Consider the following 16,337-nt stretch of genomic DNA (forward strand, 5'->3'; position numbering starts at 1 on the left):
GAACTCACGACCGCGCGGCGCGCGCGATCGTGGTCGACGGAAGCTCGCCGAACGTGGCGCGGTAGTAGCGCGCGAAGTGACCGGCATTGGCGAAGTTGCAGGCGGCAGCCGCCGTCGCCACCGTCACCGCCGGATCGCCCGAGCGCAGCATCTCATGGGCGCGGCGCAGGCGGACGGACTTTGCAAAGGCGATCGGCGAATAGCCGCGAACGCGCTCGAACAGGCGGAAGATCGAGCGGGCGCTGACGCCGGCCTCGCGCGCGAGGCGCTCGATCGTGATCGGCTCACGCCAATGAGCCTCGATGTAATCCTCGAGCCGCTTCACGAGCCCGAACTCGGGCAGCGGAGCGGGGTCGACGAGCATGTCGTGGAAGCGATGGCGGCTGGCGCAGAGGAAGGCGACGTGGACCGCATCCTCCAGCTCGCGATAGACCGCGGCCGGAAAGGCGGAGTCCTGCGCGTTGAGTTGGGTCGCGAGGAAATCGAGCAGCCGTAGCAGGCTGCGGGCCTGCGGCTCGGCAGCCGGAATGGCTGGGTCGATGGCAAAATCGGCGCGCGGCTGCACGCCGACCAGCGCCGTCAGCCTCTGTCGCAACGCCTGTGGATCGAGCCGCAAGGTGAGCCGTTGATGACCGCCCTGGCAGGCCATCTGCCAGGGGACACCTGCCGCCGCCACCGCGAATTGATGCTCGTTGACGTCCGTCGCCTCACCCCCGACGCAGCTGACCGCGCGGCCTTTGAGCGCCATCTGGACCCTGATGAAATCGGCCGGCCGATGGTCGGAGACTATGTCGCAGGTCATGGTACCGTAGGCGAGGCCAATCGTCTCGAGCTCGATCAGATTGACGACGGCCTCGAAGCGCTCGGCATTTCGAAAGTCGACGCGCTCGGCGCCGAGCCGACGGCCCGCGAGGTCACGCAGAACGTCGGCATTGGAGGTTCGAAGCAGCGCGTGGCGGTGCAATGGCTCGAGGCCGCCCGATGCAAGGCCGAGTGTGCCCGTCGTTGCCGGGCCCGGCTTGGGGGAAGCGCTGACGATGTCAGCTGCGGTCAAGAGACGGTTCAAGCCGCTGCTCCTGAGCTCCGATCATTAACCCATGCTACATCACGGCCGGTCGACGTCAATTACTTCGAGGGCGACGCACTTCGGAATGCCGCGGCCAATGCACGCAACGCGGTTCGTTTGGCGGGGTCGCCGACATTGGCGTGGAGGACGACCTTCGAGCGCGCGAGCTTCGGCAGGCCGAGCGTGGATCCGATCTCGACGAGACCGGCCGGCGCGATTCGGCGGGCCAATGGCGCGATCGCGAGGCCGGCCTGCGCGGCGGCGGCGACGGCTGCAACGCCGCCGCCGACGAATGCCTCTGCATAAGGCAGTCTGGCCTTGTCGAGGGCGCGGACCGCAATGGCACGTACGCCGCAGGGCGCGGCCAGCACCGCGAGCGGCAACGGACCGCCTGCGGCCGCGCGAAACCGCGGGCTGGCGAACCAGCCGAAATCGTCGTCGGCCAAGGTCTCGCCGCCGCGGCGGGACGCCTCCTGCCGCACGATGACCGCATCGAGCGAACCTGCATCATAACGGTCGAGCAGGTCGCGCGAGAGCCCGATGCCGACGGACAGCGTCAGCTCCAGGGTCATGGCCTGAAATTTCTGCAGCATCGGCACCAGCTCCGGGCCGGCGGCATGATCGCTGATGCCGAGCGACAGACGCGGGCGGATCTTCGGCGCTGCCGTCAGCGCGAGATCGTGCGCGGCCACCAGCGCGCGGGCGTTGTCGATGAAGGCCGCACCGTCCGCGCTCAGCCGCACCGCTCGCGGCGACCGCTCCAGCAGGCGTTTTCCCAACGCGGCTTCCAGCCGTTGCAGCTTCAGGCTGATCGCGGCCTGCGTGGTTCCCAACGCTTCGGCCGTTCGCGTGAAGCTTTCCAGGTCGGAGACCAGCAGGAAGGCGCGGACGGCGGCGATGTCGAGCGTGGTCTGCATTAGGGATGCTTATCATTGATATCAATAATGATAGCATACCGAAATGATGCGGCAGACGCTAGGTTCTTTGGCATGCGCGGCGGCGCCGCCTCATCCGAAGGAGCCAACCCATGCCTCTGATCAACATCGTCTATGCCAGCCGGCGTCACGCGCCGTCGCTGAAGAAGGACATCGCAGCCGCCGTGACCGAACTGACGGCGGGCATCCTGCACAAGGATCCCAAGGTCACGGCAGTCATTGTCTCCGAAGCCGATCCGGCGGACTGGTTCGCCGGCGGTGCCTCGCTCGCGGAGCAGGGGCTCGCCAGCTACTGGATCGACATCCACGTGACGGAAGGTACCAACACCAAGGACGAAAAGGCCGCCTATCTCGCCGCGGTGTTCGCGCGCATGGCCGAGCTGATCGGCCCGCTGCACCATGAGACCTATCTGCATGTCGACGAGGTCAAGGCGGATGCCTACGGCTTCGGCGGATTGAGCCAGGAGCACCGCTACGTCGCGGCGAAGCTCGATGCGCCGCCACAGCGGGGCGCCGCCTGAGTTCATGCGCCCTCTGGCAGGGTGACGCGCGTCGCGCCGAACACGCTCTCGAACGCCTGCCGGAGCGCGACGTCGACGTCGCTCATGGTCACCGGCAGGCCGAGATCGACCAGGCTGGTGACGCCATAGCGGGGGTCGGTGACCCCGCAGGGCACGATGGCCTGGAAATGCGACAGGTCGGGCTCGACGTTGATGGCGATGCCGTGGAAGGTCACCCAGCGCTTCAGCCGCACGCCGATGGCGGCGATCTTGTCTTCGTACCCGGCGCCCTTGTCGGGCCGCCTGACCCAGACGCCGACGCGGTCCTCGCGCCGCTCGCCGCGCACGTTGAACGCGTCCAGGGTGCGAATGATCGTCTCCTCCAGCGCCGCGACATAGGCCCGGACGTCGGGGCGGCGCCGCTTGAGGTCGAGCATGACATAGGCCACCCGCTGGCCGGGACCATGATAGGTGACCTGGCCGCCGCGGCCGGTCGGCACGAAGGGAAAGCGCGGGTCGCGCAGGTCCTCAGGCTTGCCCGAGGTGCCGGAGGTGTAGATCGGCGGGTGCTCGAGCAGCCAGACCAGCTCGTCGGCCTCATGCGCCGCAATCGCCGCCGCCCGGGTCTCCATGAAGGCAATGGCCGCCGCGTAGTCCTCGAGCGAATCGGAGATCCGCCACGCCACGGCATTGCCGGGAGGGCCCGCGAAGGTGGTCAGGTCGAGCGTTTCGCGGCTGTTAACCATTGGCTAACCACAACATGGTGATGTCTCGGGTAACGGAATCCAGTGACTTCGGTGGTCCTGCAGTGTCAACCCTCGATAAAGTGACAGTCGACCTCATGGTCGTGCTCGGCACCTGTTCAATGCCCATTCACCAGGTTCTGCGCCTGTCCCGCGGCGCCATCATCGAGCTGGACGCCACCGAGGCCGACGACGTCAAGGTGCTCGCCAACAATCTGCCGATCGCCAATGGCGTGGTCCTGGTCGACCGCAACCGCATTGCGGTCGAGGTCAAGCAGATGCTGCCGCGATCACCGACGCCGACCACGCGATAGCGCTGAGCAGCTTTCGAAAAACTGTCCACAAAACCCGCAGATAGGGGCAGGGCGGGCCTTGTCCCCCCGACATCGATTTGATACACGGGCGCCACTGATCCGGTGCCGCATTTTCCTCTGGTCCCGGCTTCTTTTAGCGCTCGTGGCGGAATTGGTAGACGCGCTGCCTTGAGGTGGCAGTGGGTAACACCGTGGGGGTTCGAGTCCCTCCGAGCGCACCATACCCACGCGCAAGCAACTGAGGTTGCTACGCTTTTTTCCCAAAGTTACTACGGAAAGTTACGACTTTGTTCCCTGCCGGTGTTCCGGCGGCGTTCTCCTCCGGTGATTGAAGGAAATCATCCAGCGATTGGCTCTGATCGAAGGCAACGATCTTGTCCATTCCGCGAATTCCTAGCTTTTCCCGGTTCGCTTTCGCGATGTAGTGGGCCGGCATCTTCGGATCGGTCCAGCCGAACATCGCCATCATCTGGCTCTCGGTACATTCTGCATAGGCGGCCACTTCCGCCCGCGCCTTGCGGACGCCGTGGCAGCTCTTCTTGCGCTCGTTGATTCCGGCCAGAACGGCGTACTTCTTGAACTTCATCGCCCACGCCTTCTTGTTCATCGGCAGCACGCGGCCCTTGGTCGTTTTACCGGTGAAGACCTCGGCGCCAATGATCCCAGCCGCTCGTGCTGCTCGCAGGCTCTCGGCAAATTCGGGATGGACCGGCACCGTGACGGTGGTGTTGCCCTTGCTCTTCTCGGTTGCGATCTGAACCGCCATCTTGCGTACGATCTGGCGGAGGTGGGGCGGTCCGAAGCGATAAGCGTCTCCCAGCCGAAGAAACGTGTAGTGGAGGATGTCGAACATCAGCCGCGCCTCGGTACCAACAGGCCACTTCGCCCGGTACAGCGCCATGTCGTCCTCGGTCCAGGGCAGGAACCCGCCGCTCTCGCGAGAGGCCTTGGCCTTGCCTGAGCGAAGACCGATGGTTGGATCATCGTCTTCGTCCAGATAGCGTTCGTCGATCATCCAGCGGATCATGCCGCGCAGCGCCGAAAGAAGATTGCCTGCCTGCGAGGGGGTCCTCGCCTTCATCTCCTCCTTGATGACTTTGCGCGTCATCACGGCAAATGGCTTCTCGCCATTCTCGTACAGCAGGCTCTCGATCAGTCCAGTCCGCTGCAGCCTGGTCGTGTCAGAGAGGCCGTCAAGGCCGACGCTGAGGTCGCCAAGCCAATGGTCGCTTTGCTTGTAAAGCGTCCAGTACCAGCGCAGGGTGTGAGGCTGCGGCGGCGTGGAGGGTAGTCTCGCACGCGGCTCGTTGCGTTGCTTCTGCGCGTTGACGTCATCAGTCGTATCGCCGTAAATCGCGATCTGCGAGACGATTGCCACATCGCACTCTTTGTCGAACTCTTCTGACCCGAATTCGGCCCTGATCCGGATCTTGGGAAGTCCGTTGCGAAGCTGAACATAGTAGCGCGTCTGTCCGCGTTGCGAGCGGTCGGCTCCGACGTATCGCCGTTCTGGTTGCTGAAGTGGATCGGGTTCGACACGGCGTTTACGCATCACTCCCCCAAGCGCTGCAACTGCAGCCTCATAGGCGGCGTCGAAGCCAGCCGTGCCATAGTCCCCGCTGATTCCGATCCGGCGACCCTTGCGGCTGACCTTGACGTACCAGCGCAACGCGCCTGATGCGGAATAGTCGAAATAGAGATACATCCGGCGATCCCCAGGCGCGCGGGGATCGGAGCGGTCGGTCTCAGGCATTGGTGTGCTCCGTGAGCCAATGCCTGGAGTCTACGAATCCTCGGATTCGGCATCAATGGCGAAAGGTGCGTTTCACCCGCTTTCGGTGCCATTGAGACGGCGCGCAAGTGCCTCGGACGGCGTCCAGATTTCGCCGAAATTGATCTTGGATTGGGAAGGCGATCGAGCGATCGACGTGAGTGCGATCCTGATCACGCCGTCCGTATCGACGATGACCTCAGCGGCATCAGTTTCCTTTGCCGCGCGGATCGCGCGTGAAATGTCTGCCTGTGTGACTCTGGCCGGTCGGCGGGGCATTGAGCATCTCCATGCGATCTGTGAGCGCCATTGGACGAATTTGGGCCGCCGGGCGCGAACGCCACGGCAGCGATCGCGAGCAAGAAACGCCGAAATGCACCATTCGAACAGTGCTCGGTTTCTGGGCGGCGAACATTTGGCGGGAAATGCGTGTGAAACGGACGGTCGGTGCCGAGTTCGACGATTGACGGCATCAGGCGCATTTGCGGCAGAGGCGCCTCCGACCGTGCTCGAACCGGCGCTAATAGCCCTTTGTCGTGGGTTTGACGCGGCCATCGTCGAGCAGGCGGCGATACATCCTGCGCAGTTCATCCACCGCAGTTCGGTCGAGCTCGCCTCGTCGCTGACGGTCGCGCAGAACAGCACGATCCTCCGCCGAGAGGGCGATCAGGAATCCCCAGCCTTCGCCCTTGTCCGGGAACAGCTCGACGATCCGCAGATCGATCCGCGCGGCCTCATCGTCGTCATGGGCTGCCTCGATCGGCTTGGCCTCGAGTTGTCTGCGAGACGTCCTGGGCAGATGGCTTGGGGATGATCGTGATCTGTTTTTATCTGTTTCTTTATAGGCAGGTCCCTTAGGGCCCCGCGGTGCTTCTTTATACGCAGGTCCCTTTTGGACCTGCGGAGCCGCAGGTCCCTTTCGGCCCTGCGGCGCTCCAGTATGTTTGTCCGGCACTGGCACGTCGCGGACGACATAGTCGATCTCACCGAACCGTTGTCCGTCGGCGAGGCGCTGCTGCTCGCGAGTGACGTAACCCGCGGAGATCAGTTCGCGGAAAATGCGTTGCAGCTTCTTGCGGCCGACCAGAAGCGTCCGTCCGATATGGTCGAGACGGACGCGCCACTTGTGTGGGCGTGACAGCAGGAAACCGAGCACGCCCTTGGCCTCGACCGAAAGCCGTTCGTCGGTAAACACGGCATTCGGCACGATCGTGAAATGCGCCCTGTGCTCGCGTCGAACGATGGTCAAGAGCGCGCTCCCAATTCGTCGGCTCTCGTCAGCGCAATCGACCGGGACCGAGATGCGGGAAGACCAACAGCGCGGCTCATGAGCGTTGCAGGATTGGAAGCGTTTATAGCCTCTCTCAGCCGCGGCGGCCGGAGAGCAGGGCAGCCGTATGCAAGAGGTTGCTGAAGGTCTTTGACCAGGGGCGGCTGCAGTGGAAGCCGATGAGGACTCGCCCGTGCACCACGCTCGGCCCATCCTAAGCCCGCTCGCCGGCCGGCAGGTTTGATCGCACGCCGATCGATAGTGCCTGCGGACGCGCTCTCGCCGGCTGCAGCTGGATCAGCTTCCGTAGAGGGGCGTGGTCGTTGGGAGGGAGCGTTGCGGTAGTGCATGAGAGAACATGCCACGGCAAACGCGAACGACCATCATGCCGATCCTGCGATCCGCTTCGACGAAGTTGCTCATATTCCGAACGGTGTATCGGTTATCCCCGGATGGAGAAGCCGCGTCCTTCAAGAGCAACCGTCGCTCGTCACCGGGGCGATCCCGTCTAGGTTCTGTACTCATAAATGGATTCCGTTAGCTGACGGACGGTGATTCACTCCCCTTAGGTGATTTGGGGGGTGAAATGGCGCGGTTTGACCTGAGCGATCGAGAATGGGCTTTGATCAAGCCCTTGCTGCCGAATAAGCCGCGCGGTGTCGGTCGGGTCGACGACCGGCGGGTTCTCAACGGCATCTTCTATGTGCTGCGGACAGGCTCGCCCTGGCGAGATCTTCCGGAACGCTATGGCCCTTACACGACGGTCTATAACCGCTTTAACCGCTGGGCCAAGGCAGGCGTTTGGGTCCAGATCTTCGAGGTGTTGGCAGCTCGCTCGCCGCAGTCGATGGCGCTGATCGACAGTTCTATCGTCCGCGCCCATCAGCACGCCGCTGGGGGTAAAAAGGGGGCGAGGATCACGCCATTGGCCGTTCTCGTGGAGGACTGAGCACCAAGATCAATGCGGTCGTCGACGAGAACGGACTGCCGGTCCGGCTGATGCTAACCCCGGGGCAGGCCCACGATCTGCGTGCTGCGCCATTTCTGCTCCAAGGGCTCAAATGCCGTGATGTTGTGGCCGACCGTGGTTACGACGCCGATGCCCTCCTGCACATGATCAGAGCCCACGGAGCTAGGGCTCATATTCCCTCCACCAGCCAGCGAGTGGTCCAACGCTCCGTCAGCCGCCGCATCTATCGCAAGCGAAATCTGGTTGAGCGCTTCTTCTGCAAGCTCAAGCATTTCAGGCGCATCGCGACCCGTTTCGACAAGCTCGCTCGCAACTTTCTCGCGGCAGTCGCACTCGGCTCAACCCGCCTCTGGGCCAGGGCTTATGAGTCCACGCCCTAGTCCACCGGGGCGAATTCTGTGCAGTCTCGGATCGCCAACGATAGCACGTTCATCGGTCGACGATCCGATTCCGCCAAACCCGCGCAGACGTACGCTATAGTACGAATAGTGCCATTCGGGGGATTGATCCACCTCACTAATTGTATTCGAGCAGCAACCAATGAAATTCGTGAGTGCCAGAGCGCACGTAGTCAAGACAAGCACTTACGACCGCCGATTCTACGCAGCGGAGAGGCGCTTTTATCTTGCCCTCTAACCCGCCCTTTATTCGGCCATCTCCTCCCCAGGCGGAATTGCGCTCAGACAGCGTGATATTGCAACGCGAGCGGCGCGTCTGAGGCAGCGTCTTTGTCGGATTTCAGATCGAGCCATTGGCATTCACGCGTAGCGTCTTGGCGATCAATCGACCAAAATCAGCGCAGTCGAACTGCATCGGCGATGCTCTTCGTCTGTAGATCCGATGCGGAAAGTCGGACGGAGCCGGTGCTTAGGCCCGCATACAAGTTGCCGATACGAATGGTCAAAGCCAACCGGCAGTCGGCGCCAAGTGGCCTGCAAAGATGCGCATCTCAGCTGTGAAGGGGAGGGCTGAAGCGTGCAACATCGCGCTATTCGGCCGTTCCGCTTTGGCTTCCGGCGTGCCAGCTTCGAGGTACCGCGCGTCGGCCAAGGCCCGCGAGGCTTGAGCCGCTTTCGCGGAGCAGCGTCAGAACACCCGCGATCCGGTACCACCGCGCCCGGCATCTTGCTGTTTCTCTCCGGGGGCGAGCAAGCAGAATGCTCGATCCCGGTCGTGGTATGGAACGTCATCTCAGGGCCGCCGAGGTGTGCCTCATCGTCTCTGGAGCGGCCGGCCTTTCGGTTGTCTTGCGCTTCAACGGGCCGGTATGCATGGAGCAATACCCGATCATGACCGAGTCCATTCCGCCTCATCCCTTCGATGACATGGAGGCACTGGCTTGGCTACGCTCACAGCCCGAGCTACACTTGACGGTCAGTGCCGCTGAGCTGGGACGCCAATGGGGCTGGAACAGGATGCGGACCAGTCGTCGCCTGAAAGCCTGGGAGAGAGCTGGCCTGATCCGTCGTAACGCCGAAGCGATCATTGTAACAGGCGCTAGCACGTCGACCGTTACGGCGCCCGTTACAGATCGGAGGGCGGTCATTACCGAGACCGCCGACATTACCGAAATGTCCGGAGCGCACGGCGCGTATCGTCCCACGACAGCGATCAAGCTCGCTGCTGTCATCGTGGCTCTGGCCCTGGCGTGTGTCTCGGCCGCCTTTTCCATCAACGGGCTAACAGCGATCTTTGCCGGCGCCTTCTGGCCCGTGATCATCATGGGAGCCGTGCTGGAGGCCGGAAAGCTGGTCGCGGTCGCCTGGCTCACCGAACATTGGAGCTCTGCTCCGCCCCTCCTGAGGCTCGCTTTCGTGTTGATGATTGGCGTGCTGATGGGTCTAAACGCCATCGGTGTGTTCGGCTTCCTCACCCGTGCCCATCTCGAGCATAGGGCATCAATAGACTTTGCCCTTGCCAACAGGATCGCAGATGTCGAGGCTCGCCTCGGGATACAGAGCCGAGTGGTTGCCGACATCGACCGACGCGTCGCCCAGATTGACGCGGCCATCGAGGAGGCGACGCGCATTGGCCGGCCGGTCGGAGCGATGACGCTCGCTGACCAGAAACGCCGCGAACGTGCCGACATCGTGGCTGAACGCCGGCGTGAGTCCCAGGCACTCGCCAATCTGCAGATCGAACAGGCGAATATTGACGCGCAGCGCAGGCGTGCCGAGGCTGAGGTCGGACCGGTACGATATCTCGCCGAGCTCCTCGGTATACCTGCAACCGACTTTGAACGAGCGGTCAAGCTGCTCACGCTGGCGCTCGTTGCCGTCCTTGATCCGATGGCAGTCGCGCTCCTTCTCGCTGCTGGCGTTCACGCGAGGCGAGGGGGGGGCATTCTGGCCCATGCTGAATGTCACAACCTGTTCCCAGAGGGAGAGGCGACCGGGACTGAGTGCGCGCCAGGCGGAACCAACGAAGGCCTGAGCAGGTCGTCTCCGACACAAATTGAGGGAGCGAAGCGCCTCTGCATCGCTCGGGCCTATGTATCGAGATCAAGAACGAAAACTCAGCAGGTCGCTGACGCGGCAACCGACTTCAGTGGCGAGCTCTACGCTTCGGCGATCTGGCGCGGCGCTCAACGTCGCGGCGGAATGGAGAAGTGACGGCCGGCGCGCTTCGGTGGGCCGGCGTCTTCAATGGCGAGTTGGTCTGGTGCCGATCAGGCGGCCGTGATCATCGTGCGGCGCTGCGGTGCAGACGTCTGAGCCGCCGCGCCCGAGGGTATCGACGCGAGCAGCGTTCGCGTATAGCCCTCGCGGGGCGTGTCGAAGATCTCGAAGACGGTGCCGTGCTCGACGATGCGGCCGCGATGCATGACCGAGACGGTGTGGGCGAGCTGACGCACCAGCGCCAGATCATGCGAGACGAACACATAGGTCAATCCGAGGCTCGCCTGCAGCGACAGCAGCACCTCGACGATGTCGGCCTGGACGGTGACATCGAGCGCCGAGGTCGGTTCGTCGAGCACGATCACATCCGGTCTCAGCACGAGCGCGCGGGCGATCGCCACGCGCTGGCGCTGGCCGCCCGACAGCGCGCCGGGCTTGCGCGCGAGCAGATGCTCGCCGAGACCGACATCGGCCAGCGCCTGCCGGACCTGCACGCTCCGAGCCTCCGCTGTGCCGATCTTGAACCGATCCAGCGGCTCGCGGACGAGGCGCGCGACGGTCCAGGTCGGGTCGAGCGAGGTGAACGGATTCTGGTAGATCAGCTGCAGGTGCCGCCATGCCGAACGTAAAGCCTCCGGCGAGCGGCCATTGAGCGTCTCGCCAGCGACCGCGATCGTGCCGCTGTCGGGCTGTTCGAGCCCGAGCAGCAGCCTGATCGTCGTTGTCTTGCCCGAGCCGGACTCGCCGACCAGCGCATGCGTGGTGCCGGCCGGCACGGTGAACGATACGCCGTCGACGGCCGTCAGTGTCCGGTCGCCGACGGTGAAGGTCTTGGTGACGGAGTGGACGGCGATCTTTGCGGCGGCGCCCTGTGCGAGGTTGCCGGTGCCGGAGGCGCGCAAGCTTGCGTAGCGGTCGGGATTAAGCGCCGGGGCGTCGGCGTGCAGCTTCCGCGCATAGGCCGAGGCCGGCGCGGAGGACACGGATGACGTCCGGCCGGCCTCCTGGACGATGCCGTCCTTCAGCACCACCAGCGCATCGGTCCGCTCGGCGGCGATCGCGAGGTCGTGGGTGATCAGCAGCAGGCTGATGTCGAGCTCGGCCTGCAATCGCGACAGCAGATCGAGGATGCGCTTCTGGATGGTGACGTCGAGCGCGGAGGTCGGCTCGTCCGCGACCAGCAAGGACGGCCGTGGCAGCACCGCGAGACCGATCAGCACCCTCTGCAGCATGCCGCCGGACAGCTGATGCGGATAGGACTCGATGACGCGCTGGGGATTGTCGAGCCCGACCTGCGCGAACGTCTCCAGGATACGCTGCTGCCGGACTCTTTGGTCCGGCTCGTCGAGCAGCGCGGCGGCCTCCAGCGCCTGGGCGCCGATCGTGCGTACCGGGTTCAGCGCGTTGCCGGGGTCCTGCGGCACGAAGCCGATGGCGCGGCCGCGCAGCGGCCGGAAGCGGCGCTCGGACAGCGCGAGCACATCCTGGCCGTCGAAGGCGACTCGACCGGTCGCCTGTCCGCCGCTCGGCAGCAGCCGCAGCACCGCGCGGGCGATCGTCGACTTGCCTGAGCCGGACTCGCCGATCAGCGCAAGGCTCCTCCCGCGGCCGAGCTCGAAGCTGACGCCGGACACGACCTGCTGTCCGCCATAGGACACGGACAGGCTATCCACGTGGAGCAGGGGAGAGGAGGGTTGCAACGCTGGCGCCTCGTGGGTGTCGCGGCTGAATGTGGCGCTCAGTCTGTCCGGCGAAGCCATCGGCTGATCCTGTTCAATGAGAGCACGGTCCCGATCGTGACGAACGCCGGCGCGTAGACCAGCCACGGCCATTTCAGATAGTCCTTGCCGATGGAGATCAGGAGGCCCCAGTCGGAGGCCGGCGGCGGGTCGCCATAACCGAGGAAGGCGAGGCTGGCGATCACCAGGATCGACAGGCCGAACTGCAACACCGCGAGCGGCAGCACCGAGCGCGAGGCGTTCGGCAGCACATGCCGCAACAGGATGTGCCAGCGCGAGCCGCCGAGCAGGAACGTAGCCTCGACGAACACCGCCTGCCGCGTCTTGATCACCTCCGAGCGCATCACGCGGGCGAACACCGCCACCGCCGAGATGCCGGTCGCGATCGCCGCGTTGGTCGTGTCGAAGCCGAGCGCGGTGACGATGATCACGGCGAGCAGGAAATGCGGGATCGCCAGCAGCACGTCGACGAGACGCGCCAGCACGATGTCGACCCAGCCGCCGAAGAAGCCGGAGAGCAGGCCGATCAGGCCGCCGGCAACGGCCGCGATGCCGACGGCGATCAGGGCGGAGCTCACCGACGACGCCGTGCCATGCACGACGCGGGCATAGAGGTCGCGGCCGAGATGGTCGGTGCCGAACCAATGCGCGGCGCTGGGACTGAGCAGCTTGTCGGCGGGGACGCCGTTGATGGGGCTGTGGCTTGCGAACAGGCCGGGCGCGACCGACCAGGCGATCACGAGCGCAATCACGGCGAAGGACAGCAGCACTGTCGGCGGGATCCTGAGAGCCGTCAGCCGGCTGGCCGCCGGCACGAATGCGGAGGAGGTGAGAAGGCTCATGGCGTCACCGCCTGCGGAGGCACGGCGGCCTCGTCCGCCGTGGTCGGGCGACGGCTGGCGGCACCGATCAGCTTCACGCGCGGGTCGAGCAGCGGATAGACGAGATCGGCGAGCAGGTTCACGAGCACGAACACCACGGCGGCGAGCGAGACCACCGCCTGCAGTACCGGCAGATCCTGCGTGCTCACCGAGCGCTGCACCAGGCTGCCGATGCCGGTGCGGCCGAACACCGTCTCGGTGATCAGCGAGCCGCCGAGCAGCTCCCCGAGCGTGAGCGCGATGATGGTGACGACCGGCAGCGACGACGGCTTGAGCAGATGCTTGAAGAACAGACGAAGAGGCCCGAGACCGCGGCTGCGGGCGACGGTGGCGTAGTCCTGCGCCCGCTCATGGTCGAGATTGGCGATCAGGACCTCCGCGATCTGCGCCGACACGGGAATGCCGAGCGCGACCGCGGCGAACAACGTCGCCCAGAAACTGTTCGGCGCGATCACCTTGAACAGGCCGAGCTGGAAGCCGAACAAATGGATCAGCACCAGGCCGATGACGAAATTGGGCACCGACAGGAACAGTGATGGAAAGCCGCGCATCAGTCCCTGGCCGTATCGCTTCGGCACGAACTGCGTGCCGTAAGCGATACCGCTTGCCAGCAGCAGCGCGACCGCGAACCCCGATGACGCGAGGATCAAGGTCGACGGCAGAACCTCGGCGATCAACGTCGTGACCGGCCGGCTGGAGCGCATCGACAGTCCGAAATCGCCGACCAAGAAGTGCGTCAGCGACGTCCAGAGCTGCACCAGCACCGGCTTGTCGAGACCCTGGGCTGCGATGATCTGCCGGATCTCGTCCTCGGTGAAGCCGTTCTGCGGATCGCGCAGCACGTTGGTGATGGGATCGCCGGGCAGGATGCTGACGACGACGAAGGTGAAGACGTAGGCCAGCAGGATGACGACGATGGCTTGGGCGAGCCGCCGTGCGGCAAAGCCGAGATAGGCGTTGCTCATGTGGCCTGCCTCCTCACCCGACCTGTCCGCAACGGCAGGCTACTCACCCTTCGTCGCCGTATAGTAGCTGGCATAGGCGATGCCGTTGTAGACCACGCCCTTGAGCCGCGGTGACTGCACGTAGATGCGCTGCACGATCTGCGTGCGCGGGATGAAATAGCCTTGCGTCAGCACGTAGCGCTGCAGCTCGTCGAGCAGCGGCGCGCGAATCTCGGTTGTGCCGGCGCTGGCGATCCTGTCGCGCAGCTCGTTGAGCTTGCCGTCGCTCTCGCCGAGCGCGAACCAGTTCTCGCCATTGTTGGCGTTGGTCAGGATGCTGGCCACGGTGCCGGCATCGATGAAGCTGCGGGTCACCTCATAGGCCGGGACCGCCGGGCCGCCGAACGCGACCTTCTCGCCGAAAGTGACGACGTCATAGGCGCGGATGAAGACCTTCCAGCCGACCTTGCCGAGCTGCTGGGCGATCAGCTCGTCGACCGGCTTTGCCGTCGCGAGGTACGGATTGGAGTAGAGCGTCAAGGTCAGCGGCTTGCCGTCCTTGCTGCGGACGCCATTGGCGCCCTTGACCCAGCCGGCCTCGTCGAGCAGCCTGCCGGCCTTGTCGGGATCGTAGGCCAAGAGCGCGCTCTGGTCGGTGGCGCCGGGCACGTTGCTCTGGATGAACGAGGTCGCGAGCTTCCACTCCGGCGTATAGACGGTGTCGATGATCTCCTGCCGGTTGATCGCGGCCTGCAACGCCTGGCGCACCTTGACGTCGTTGTAGGGTTCGAGCTTGGTGTTGATCGCCCAGCCGTTGACGAAGCCGAGATAGCGCGGCGTCGCCACGGTGAAGCCGGCGTCCTTGAGCGATTTCAGCTCCTGCGGAGAGGCGTTGTAGGCGACATCGGCCTGGCCGGACTGAACCGCGGCGACGCGCAGCGACTGCTCCGCGACCAGCTTGTAGGTGATCGAATCGAGGAAGGCAGGGCCGGTGTGGCCGACGGCCGCGGGGCCCCAATTGTAGTCCTTGCGCTTGACCAGCTTGACGAAGTCGCCTTCCTTCCAGGACTGGACCACGTAGGGGCCGCTGCCCGAGGTCTTGCCGAGATCGGCCTGCTGGCTGGCGGGCTGCGTCAGCGTTTTCGGCGAGATCAGGATCGAGCCGTGATAGCCGAGCGTCGGGATGAAGCCGAGCGTCGGCGCCTTGAACGACACCTTCACCGTGGCGGCATCGACCGCCTCGGCGCTTTTGTAGGTCTTCGGAAACAGGCCGATCGGGTTGATGCCTTCGTTCTTGCGGCCCGCATACCAGATGTCGAGATTGGCGACCACGGCGGCGGCGTCGAGCGGCGTGCCGTCGGAGAAGGTCACACCCTTCTTCAGGTGAAGAATAAATGAGGTGGCGTCCTCGTTCTGCTCCCAGCCCTCGGCGATCCAGGGACTGACCTTGCCGTCGGCATCGACATAGACGAGCTTGTCGGTGACGTGGCCCCAGATGTGGCCCTGGAAGCTCGAGATCGCGCTGTTGTTGGGGATCCAGGTGCTGCCCAGCGAGTCGATCAGGAAGACGATGTCGCCGCCGTTCTTCGGCGCGCTGGCGCTGCGCGCGACAGGAAGGTCCGTCACCGCCACCAGAGATGCTGCAGCGGCTGCAAACCCGCTCAGCAGCAAGCGGCGACGCGAAAGCGGGAACGAAGCAAGGCGTGAGATCATCGGGGCAGCCATCCGCATCAACCGAATTCAGAGGTTGCCTAGCAAAAGCGAAAACTTCGAATCTGACCATTCCAAAGTTTGCTTGAGACCGGCAACAAACCCCTCCGGATCGCCGGCGATTCAGTGCAGCTGTCACTCAGTTCGGCGCCTTGGCTTCGTTTCTGTCGTAGTCACGACGGCAAACGCCACCATGCTGATGACCACGTCGTCTGATATGCCGCGAATGACGAGCGCCGAGGGAAGCTGCGCTCCGACCGGAAAGCGCTGCAGCGACGATGACCTGTGCCGGATCCACTCACGGTATCTGCAAATCCATTGCAATCCGGTGGATACGCGACGAACGACTATTTGCTTCGGCGTGTCCGGTTCTGAAACAAACGATGCGCCGGCTCGCGATCTTTGAAGTTCCATTTCATTGACCGGAGAAAGGCGTGCGCCGATATTCACCGCCGTCATCGCACAACCACGGATCGCCAGATGAGAACCAGAACCGCAGCCCGTTGCCTGGTGCGCAAGCGCCGCGCCGGACGCTGCTTCTCGGCGGCGACCGGGGCCTGTTGCTGATCGCTGCAGCCGAACTCACCTCAATCAACGATTTGCAGATCCGACAGGAGCGCCGCTGCGCAAGGCGGCGAATGATCAATCATGCCGACAGCCTTTGTCATCGAAGTCTTCAACCGCACCGCGGGCATCGTCACCGCCGACGAGCGCGGCTTCAGCTTCTTCTCGTCCGAGCGCGCGTTCGACAGCCTGGAAGGGCAGTCCTTCACATCGGCGCGCGATGCCGAACGTGCCGCCCGTGCGCTCGTCGCCAGCAGCGGCGGACGCGTGCGCCGTGCCCGCCTCTGACTTTCCTATCGACATAAGGACCAT

At 64.3% G+C, this 16,337-nt stretch carries 16 protein-coding genes and 1 tRNA gene; 6 read left to right on the forward strand and 11 right to left on the reverse strand.

The features are described from left to right. Positions 1 to 4: 4 nt before the first annotated feature. Both QXZ94_RS06650 and QXZ94_RS06655 read right to left on the reverse strand, forming a co-directional pair. Positions 5 to 1,066: an AraC family transcriptional regulator gene (locus QXZ94_RS06650; RefSeq protein WP_315719739.1), complete on the reverse strand. Its 1,062-nt coding sequence runs from the start codon at positions 1,064 to 1,066 to the stop codon at positions 5 to 7. Between the two features lie 59 nt (positions 1,067 to 1,125). Continuing rightward, the gene (locus QXZ94_RS06655; protein WP_315719740.1) at positions 1,126 to 1,983 is read right to left on the reverse strand and encodes a LysR family transcriptional regulator; all 858 of its coding nucleotides are present in this window, start codon (positions 1,981 to 1,983) and stop codon (positions 1,126 to 1,128) included. A gap of 110 nt (positions 1,984 to 2,093) precedes the next feature. Between QXZ94_RS06655 and QXZ94_RS06660 the strand changes: the two genes are divergently transcribed. After that, positions 2,094 to 2,522: a tautomerase family protein gene (locus QXZ94_RS06660; protein WP_315719741.1), complete on the forward strand. Its 429-nt coding sequence runs from the start codon at positions 2,094 to 2,096 to the stop codon at positions 2,520 to 2,522. Between the two features lie 2 nt (positions 2,523 to 2,524). Here the strand turns inward: QXZ94_RS06660 and lipB are convergent, their stop codons facing one another. Next, on the reverse strand, positions 2,525 to 3,247 hold the full coding sequence (gene lipB / locus QXZ94_RS06665) for a lipoyl(octanoyl) transferase LipB (protein ID WP_315719742.1): 723 nt from the start codon (positions 3,245 to 3,247) through the stop codon (positions 2,525 to 2,527). Positions 3,248 to 3,267: 20 nt separating this feature from the next. Here lipB and QXZ94_RS06670 point away from each other — a divergent pair, with 20 nt between their 5' ends. Together QXZ94_RS06670 and QXZ94_RS06675 are read left to right on the forward strand one after the other, a co-directional pair. Further along, positions 3,268 to 3,558: a FliM/FliN family flagellar motor switch protein gene (locus QXZ94_RS06670; RefSeq protein WP_283814272.1), complete on the forward strand. Its 291-nt coding sequence runs from the start codon at positions 3,268 to 3,270 to the stop codon at positions 3,556 to 3,558. A gap of 136 nt (positions 3,559 to 3,694) precedes the next feature. After that, positions 3,695 to 3,779: transfer RNA gene (locus QXZ94_RS06675), tRNA-Leu, on the forward strand. Positions 3,780 to 3,805: 26 nt separating this feature from the next. Here QXZ94_RS06675 and QXZ94_RS06680 read toward each other — a convergent pair. The 3 genes from QXZ94_RS06680 to QXZ94_RS06690 form a co-directional block, all read right to left on the reverse strand. Continuing rightward, complete coding sequence (locus QXZ94_RS06680; RefSeq protein ID WP_315719743.1) at positions 3,806 to 5,311, reverse strand: tyrosine-type recombinase/integrase; 1,506 nt, start codon at positions 5,309 to 5,311, stop codon at positions 3,806 to 3,808. A gap of 72 nt (positions 5,312 to 5,383) precedes the next feature. Then, on the reverse strand, positions 5,384 to 5,608 hold the full coding sequence (locus tag QXZ94_RS06685) for a hypothetical protein (RefSeq protein WP_315719744.1): 225 nt from the start codon (positions 5,606 to 5,608) through the stop codon (positions 5,384 to 5,386). 241 nt (positions 5,609 to 5,849) lie between these two features. Beyond that, a complete protein-coding gene (locus QXZ94_RS06690) occupies positions 5,850 to 6,578 on the reverse strand; it encodes a helix-turn-helix domain-containing protein (protein ID WP_315719745.1) in 729 nt (242 codons plus the stop codon). 607 nt (positions 6,579 to 7,185) lie between these two features. On the opposite strand from QXZ94_RS06690, the gene QXZ94_RS06695 reads away from it, so the two are divergent. Further along, a protein-coding gene (locus QXZ94_RS06695; RefSeq protein ID WP_315719298.1) for an IS5 family transposase occupies positions 7,186 to 7,949 on the forward strand; the annotation gives its coding sequence in 2 pieces (ribosomal slippage) (positions 7,186 to 7,521 and positions 7,524 to 7,949; 762 coding nt in all). A gap of 777 nt (positions 7,950 to 8,726) precedes the next feature. Next, positions 8,727 to 10,181, forward strand: coding sequence for a hypothetical protein (locus tag QXZ94_RS06700; protein ID WP_315719746.1), 1,455 nt, complete (start codon positions 8,727 to 8,729; stop codon positions 10,179 to 10,181). A 56-nt stretch (positions 10,182 to 10,237) separates the two neighbouring features. On the opposite strand, the gene QXZ94_RS06705 is transcribed toward QXZ94_RS06700, so the two are convergent. From QXZ94_RS06705 to QXZ94_RS06725, 5 genes are all read right to left on the reverse strand, one after another. Continuing rightward, on the reverse strand, positions 10,238 to 11,947 hold the full coding sequence (locus tag QXZ94_RS06705) for an ABC transporter ATP-binding protein (RefSeq protein ID WP_315719747.1): 1,710 nt from the start codon (positions 11,945 to 11,947) through the stop codon (positions 10,238 to 10,240). Next, a complete protein-coding gene (locus QXZ94_RS06710) occupies positions 11,926 to 12,768 on the reverse strand; it encodes an ABC transporter permease (RefSeq protein ID WP_315719748.1) in 843 nt (280 codons plus the stop codon). The genes QXZ94_RS06705 and QXZ94_RS06710 overlap by 22 nt, the downstream gene beginning before the upstream one ends. After that, entirely contained in the window at positions 12,765 to 13,772 is a 1,008-nt protein-coding gene (locus QXZ94_RS06715) for an ABC transporter permease (protein WP_315719749.1), read from the reverse strand. The genes QXZ94_RS06710 and QXZ94_RS06715 overlap by 4 nt, the downstream gene beginning before the upstream one ends. Before the next feature lie 39 nt (positions 13,773 to 13,811). After that, a complete protein-coding gene (locus QXZ94_RS06720) occupies positions 13,812 to 15,464 on the reverse strand; it encodes an ABC transporter substrate-binding protein (protein ID WP_315719750.1) in 1,653 nt (550 codons plus the stop codon). Positions 15,465 to 15,596: 132 nt separating this feature from the next. Then, on the reverse strand, positions 15,597 to 15,920 hold the full coding sequence (locus QXZ94_RS06725; protein ID WP_315719751.1) for a hypothetical protein: 324 nt from the start codon (positions 15,918 to 15,920) through the stop codon (positions 15,597 to 15,599). A gap of 189 nt (positions 15,921 to 16,109) precedes the next feature. Between QXZ94_RS06725 and QXZ94_RS06730 the strand changes: the two genes are divergently transcribed. Then, positions 16,110 to 16,313, forward strand: coding sequence for a hypothetical protein (locus tag QXZ94_RS06730; protein ID WP_315719752.1), 204 nt, complete (start codon positions 16,110 to 16,112; stop codon positions 16,311 to 16,313). Positions 16,314 to 16,337 lie beyond the last annotated feature (24 nt).

The sequence above is a fragment of the Bradyrhizobium sp. SZCCHNS2022 genome (assembly GCF_032377575.1).
Lineage (GTDB): Bacteria > Pseudomonadota > Alphaproteobacteria > Rhizobiales > Xanthobacteraceae > Bradyrhizobium > Bradyrhizobium aeschynomenes.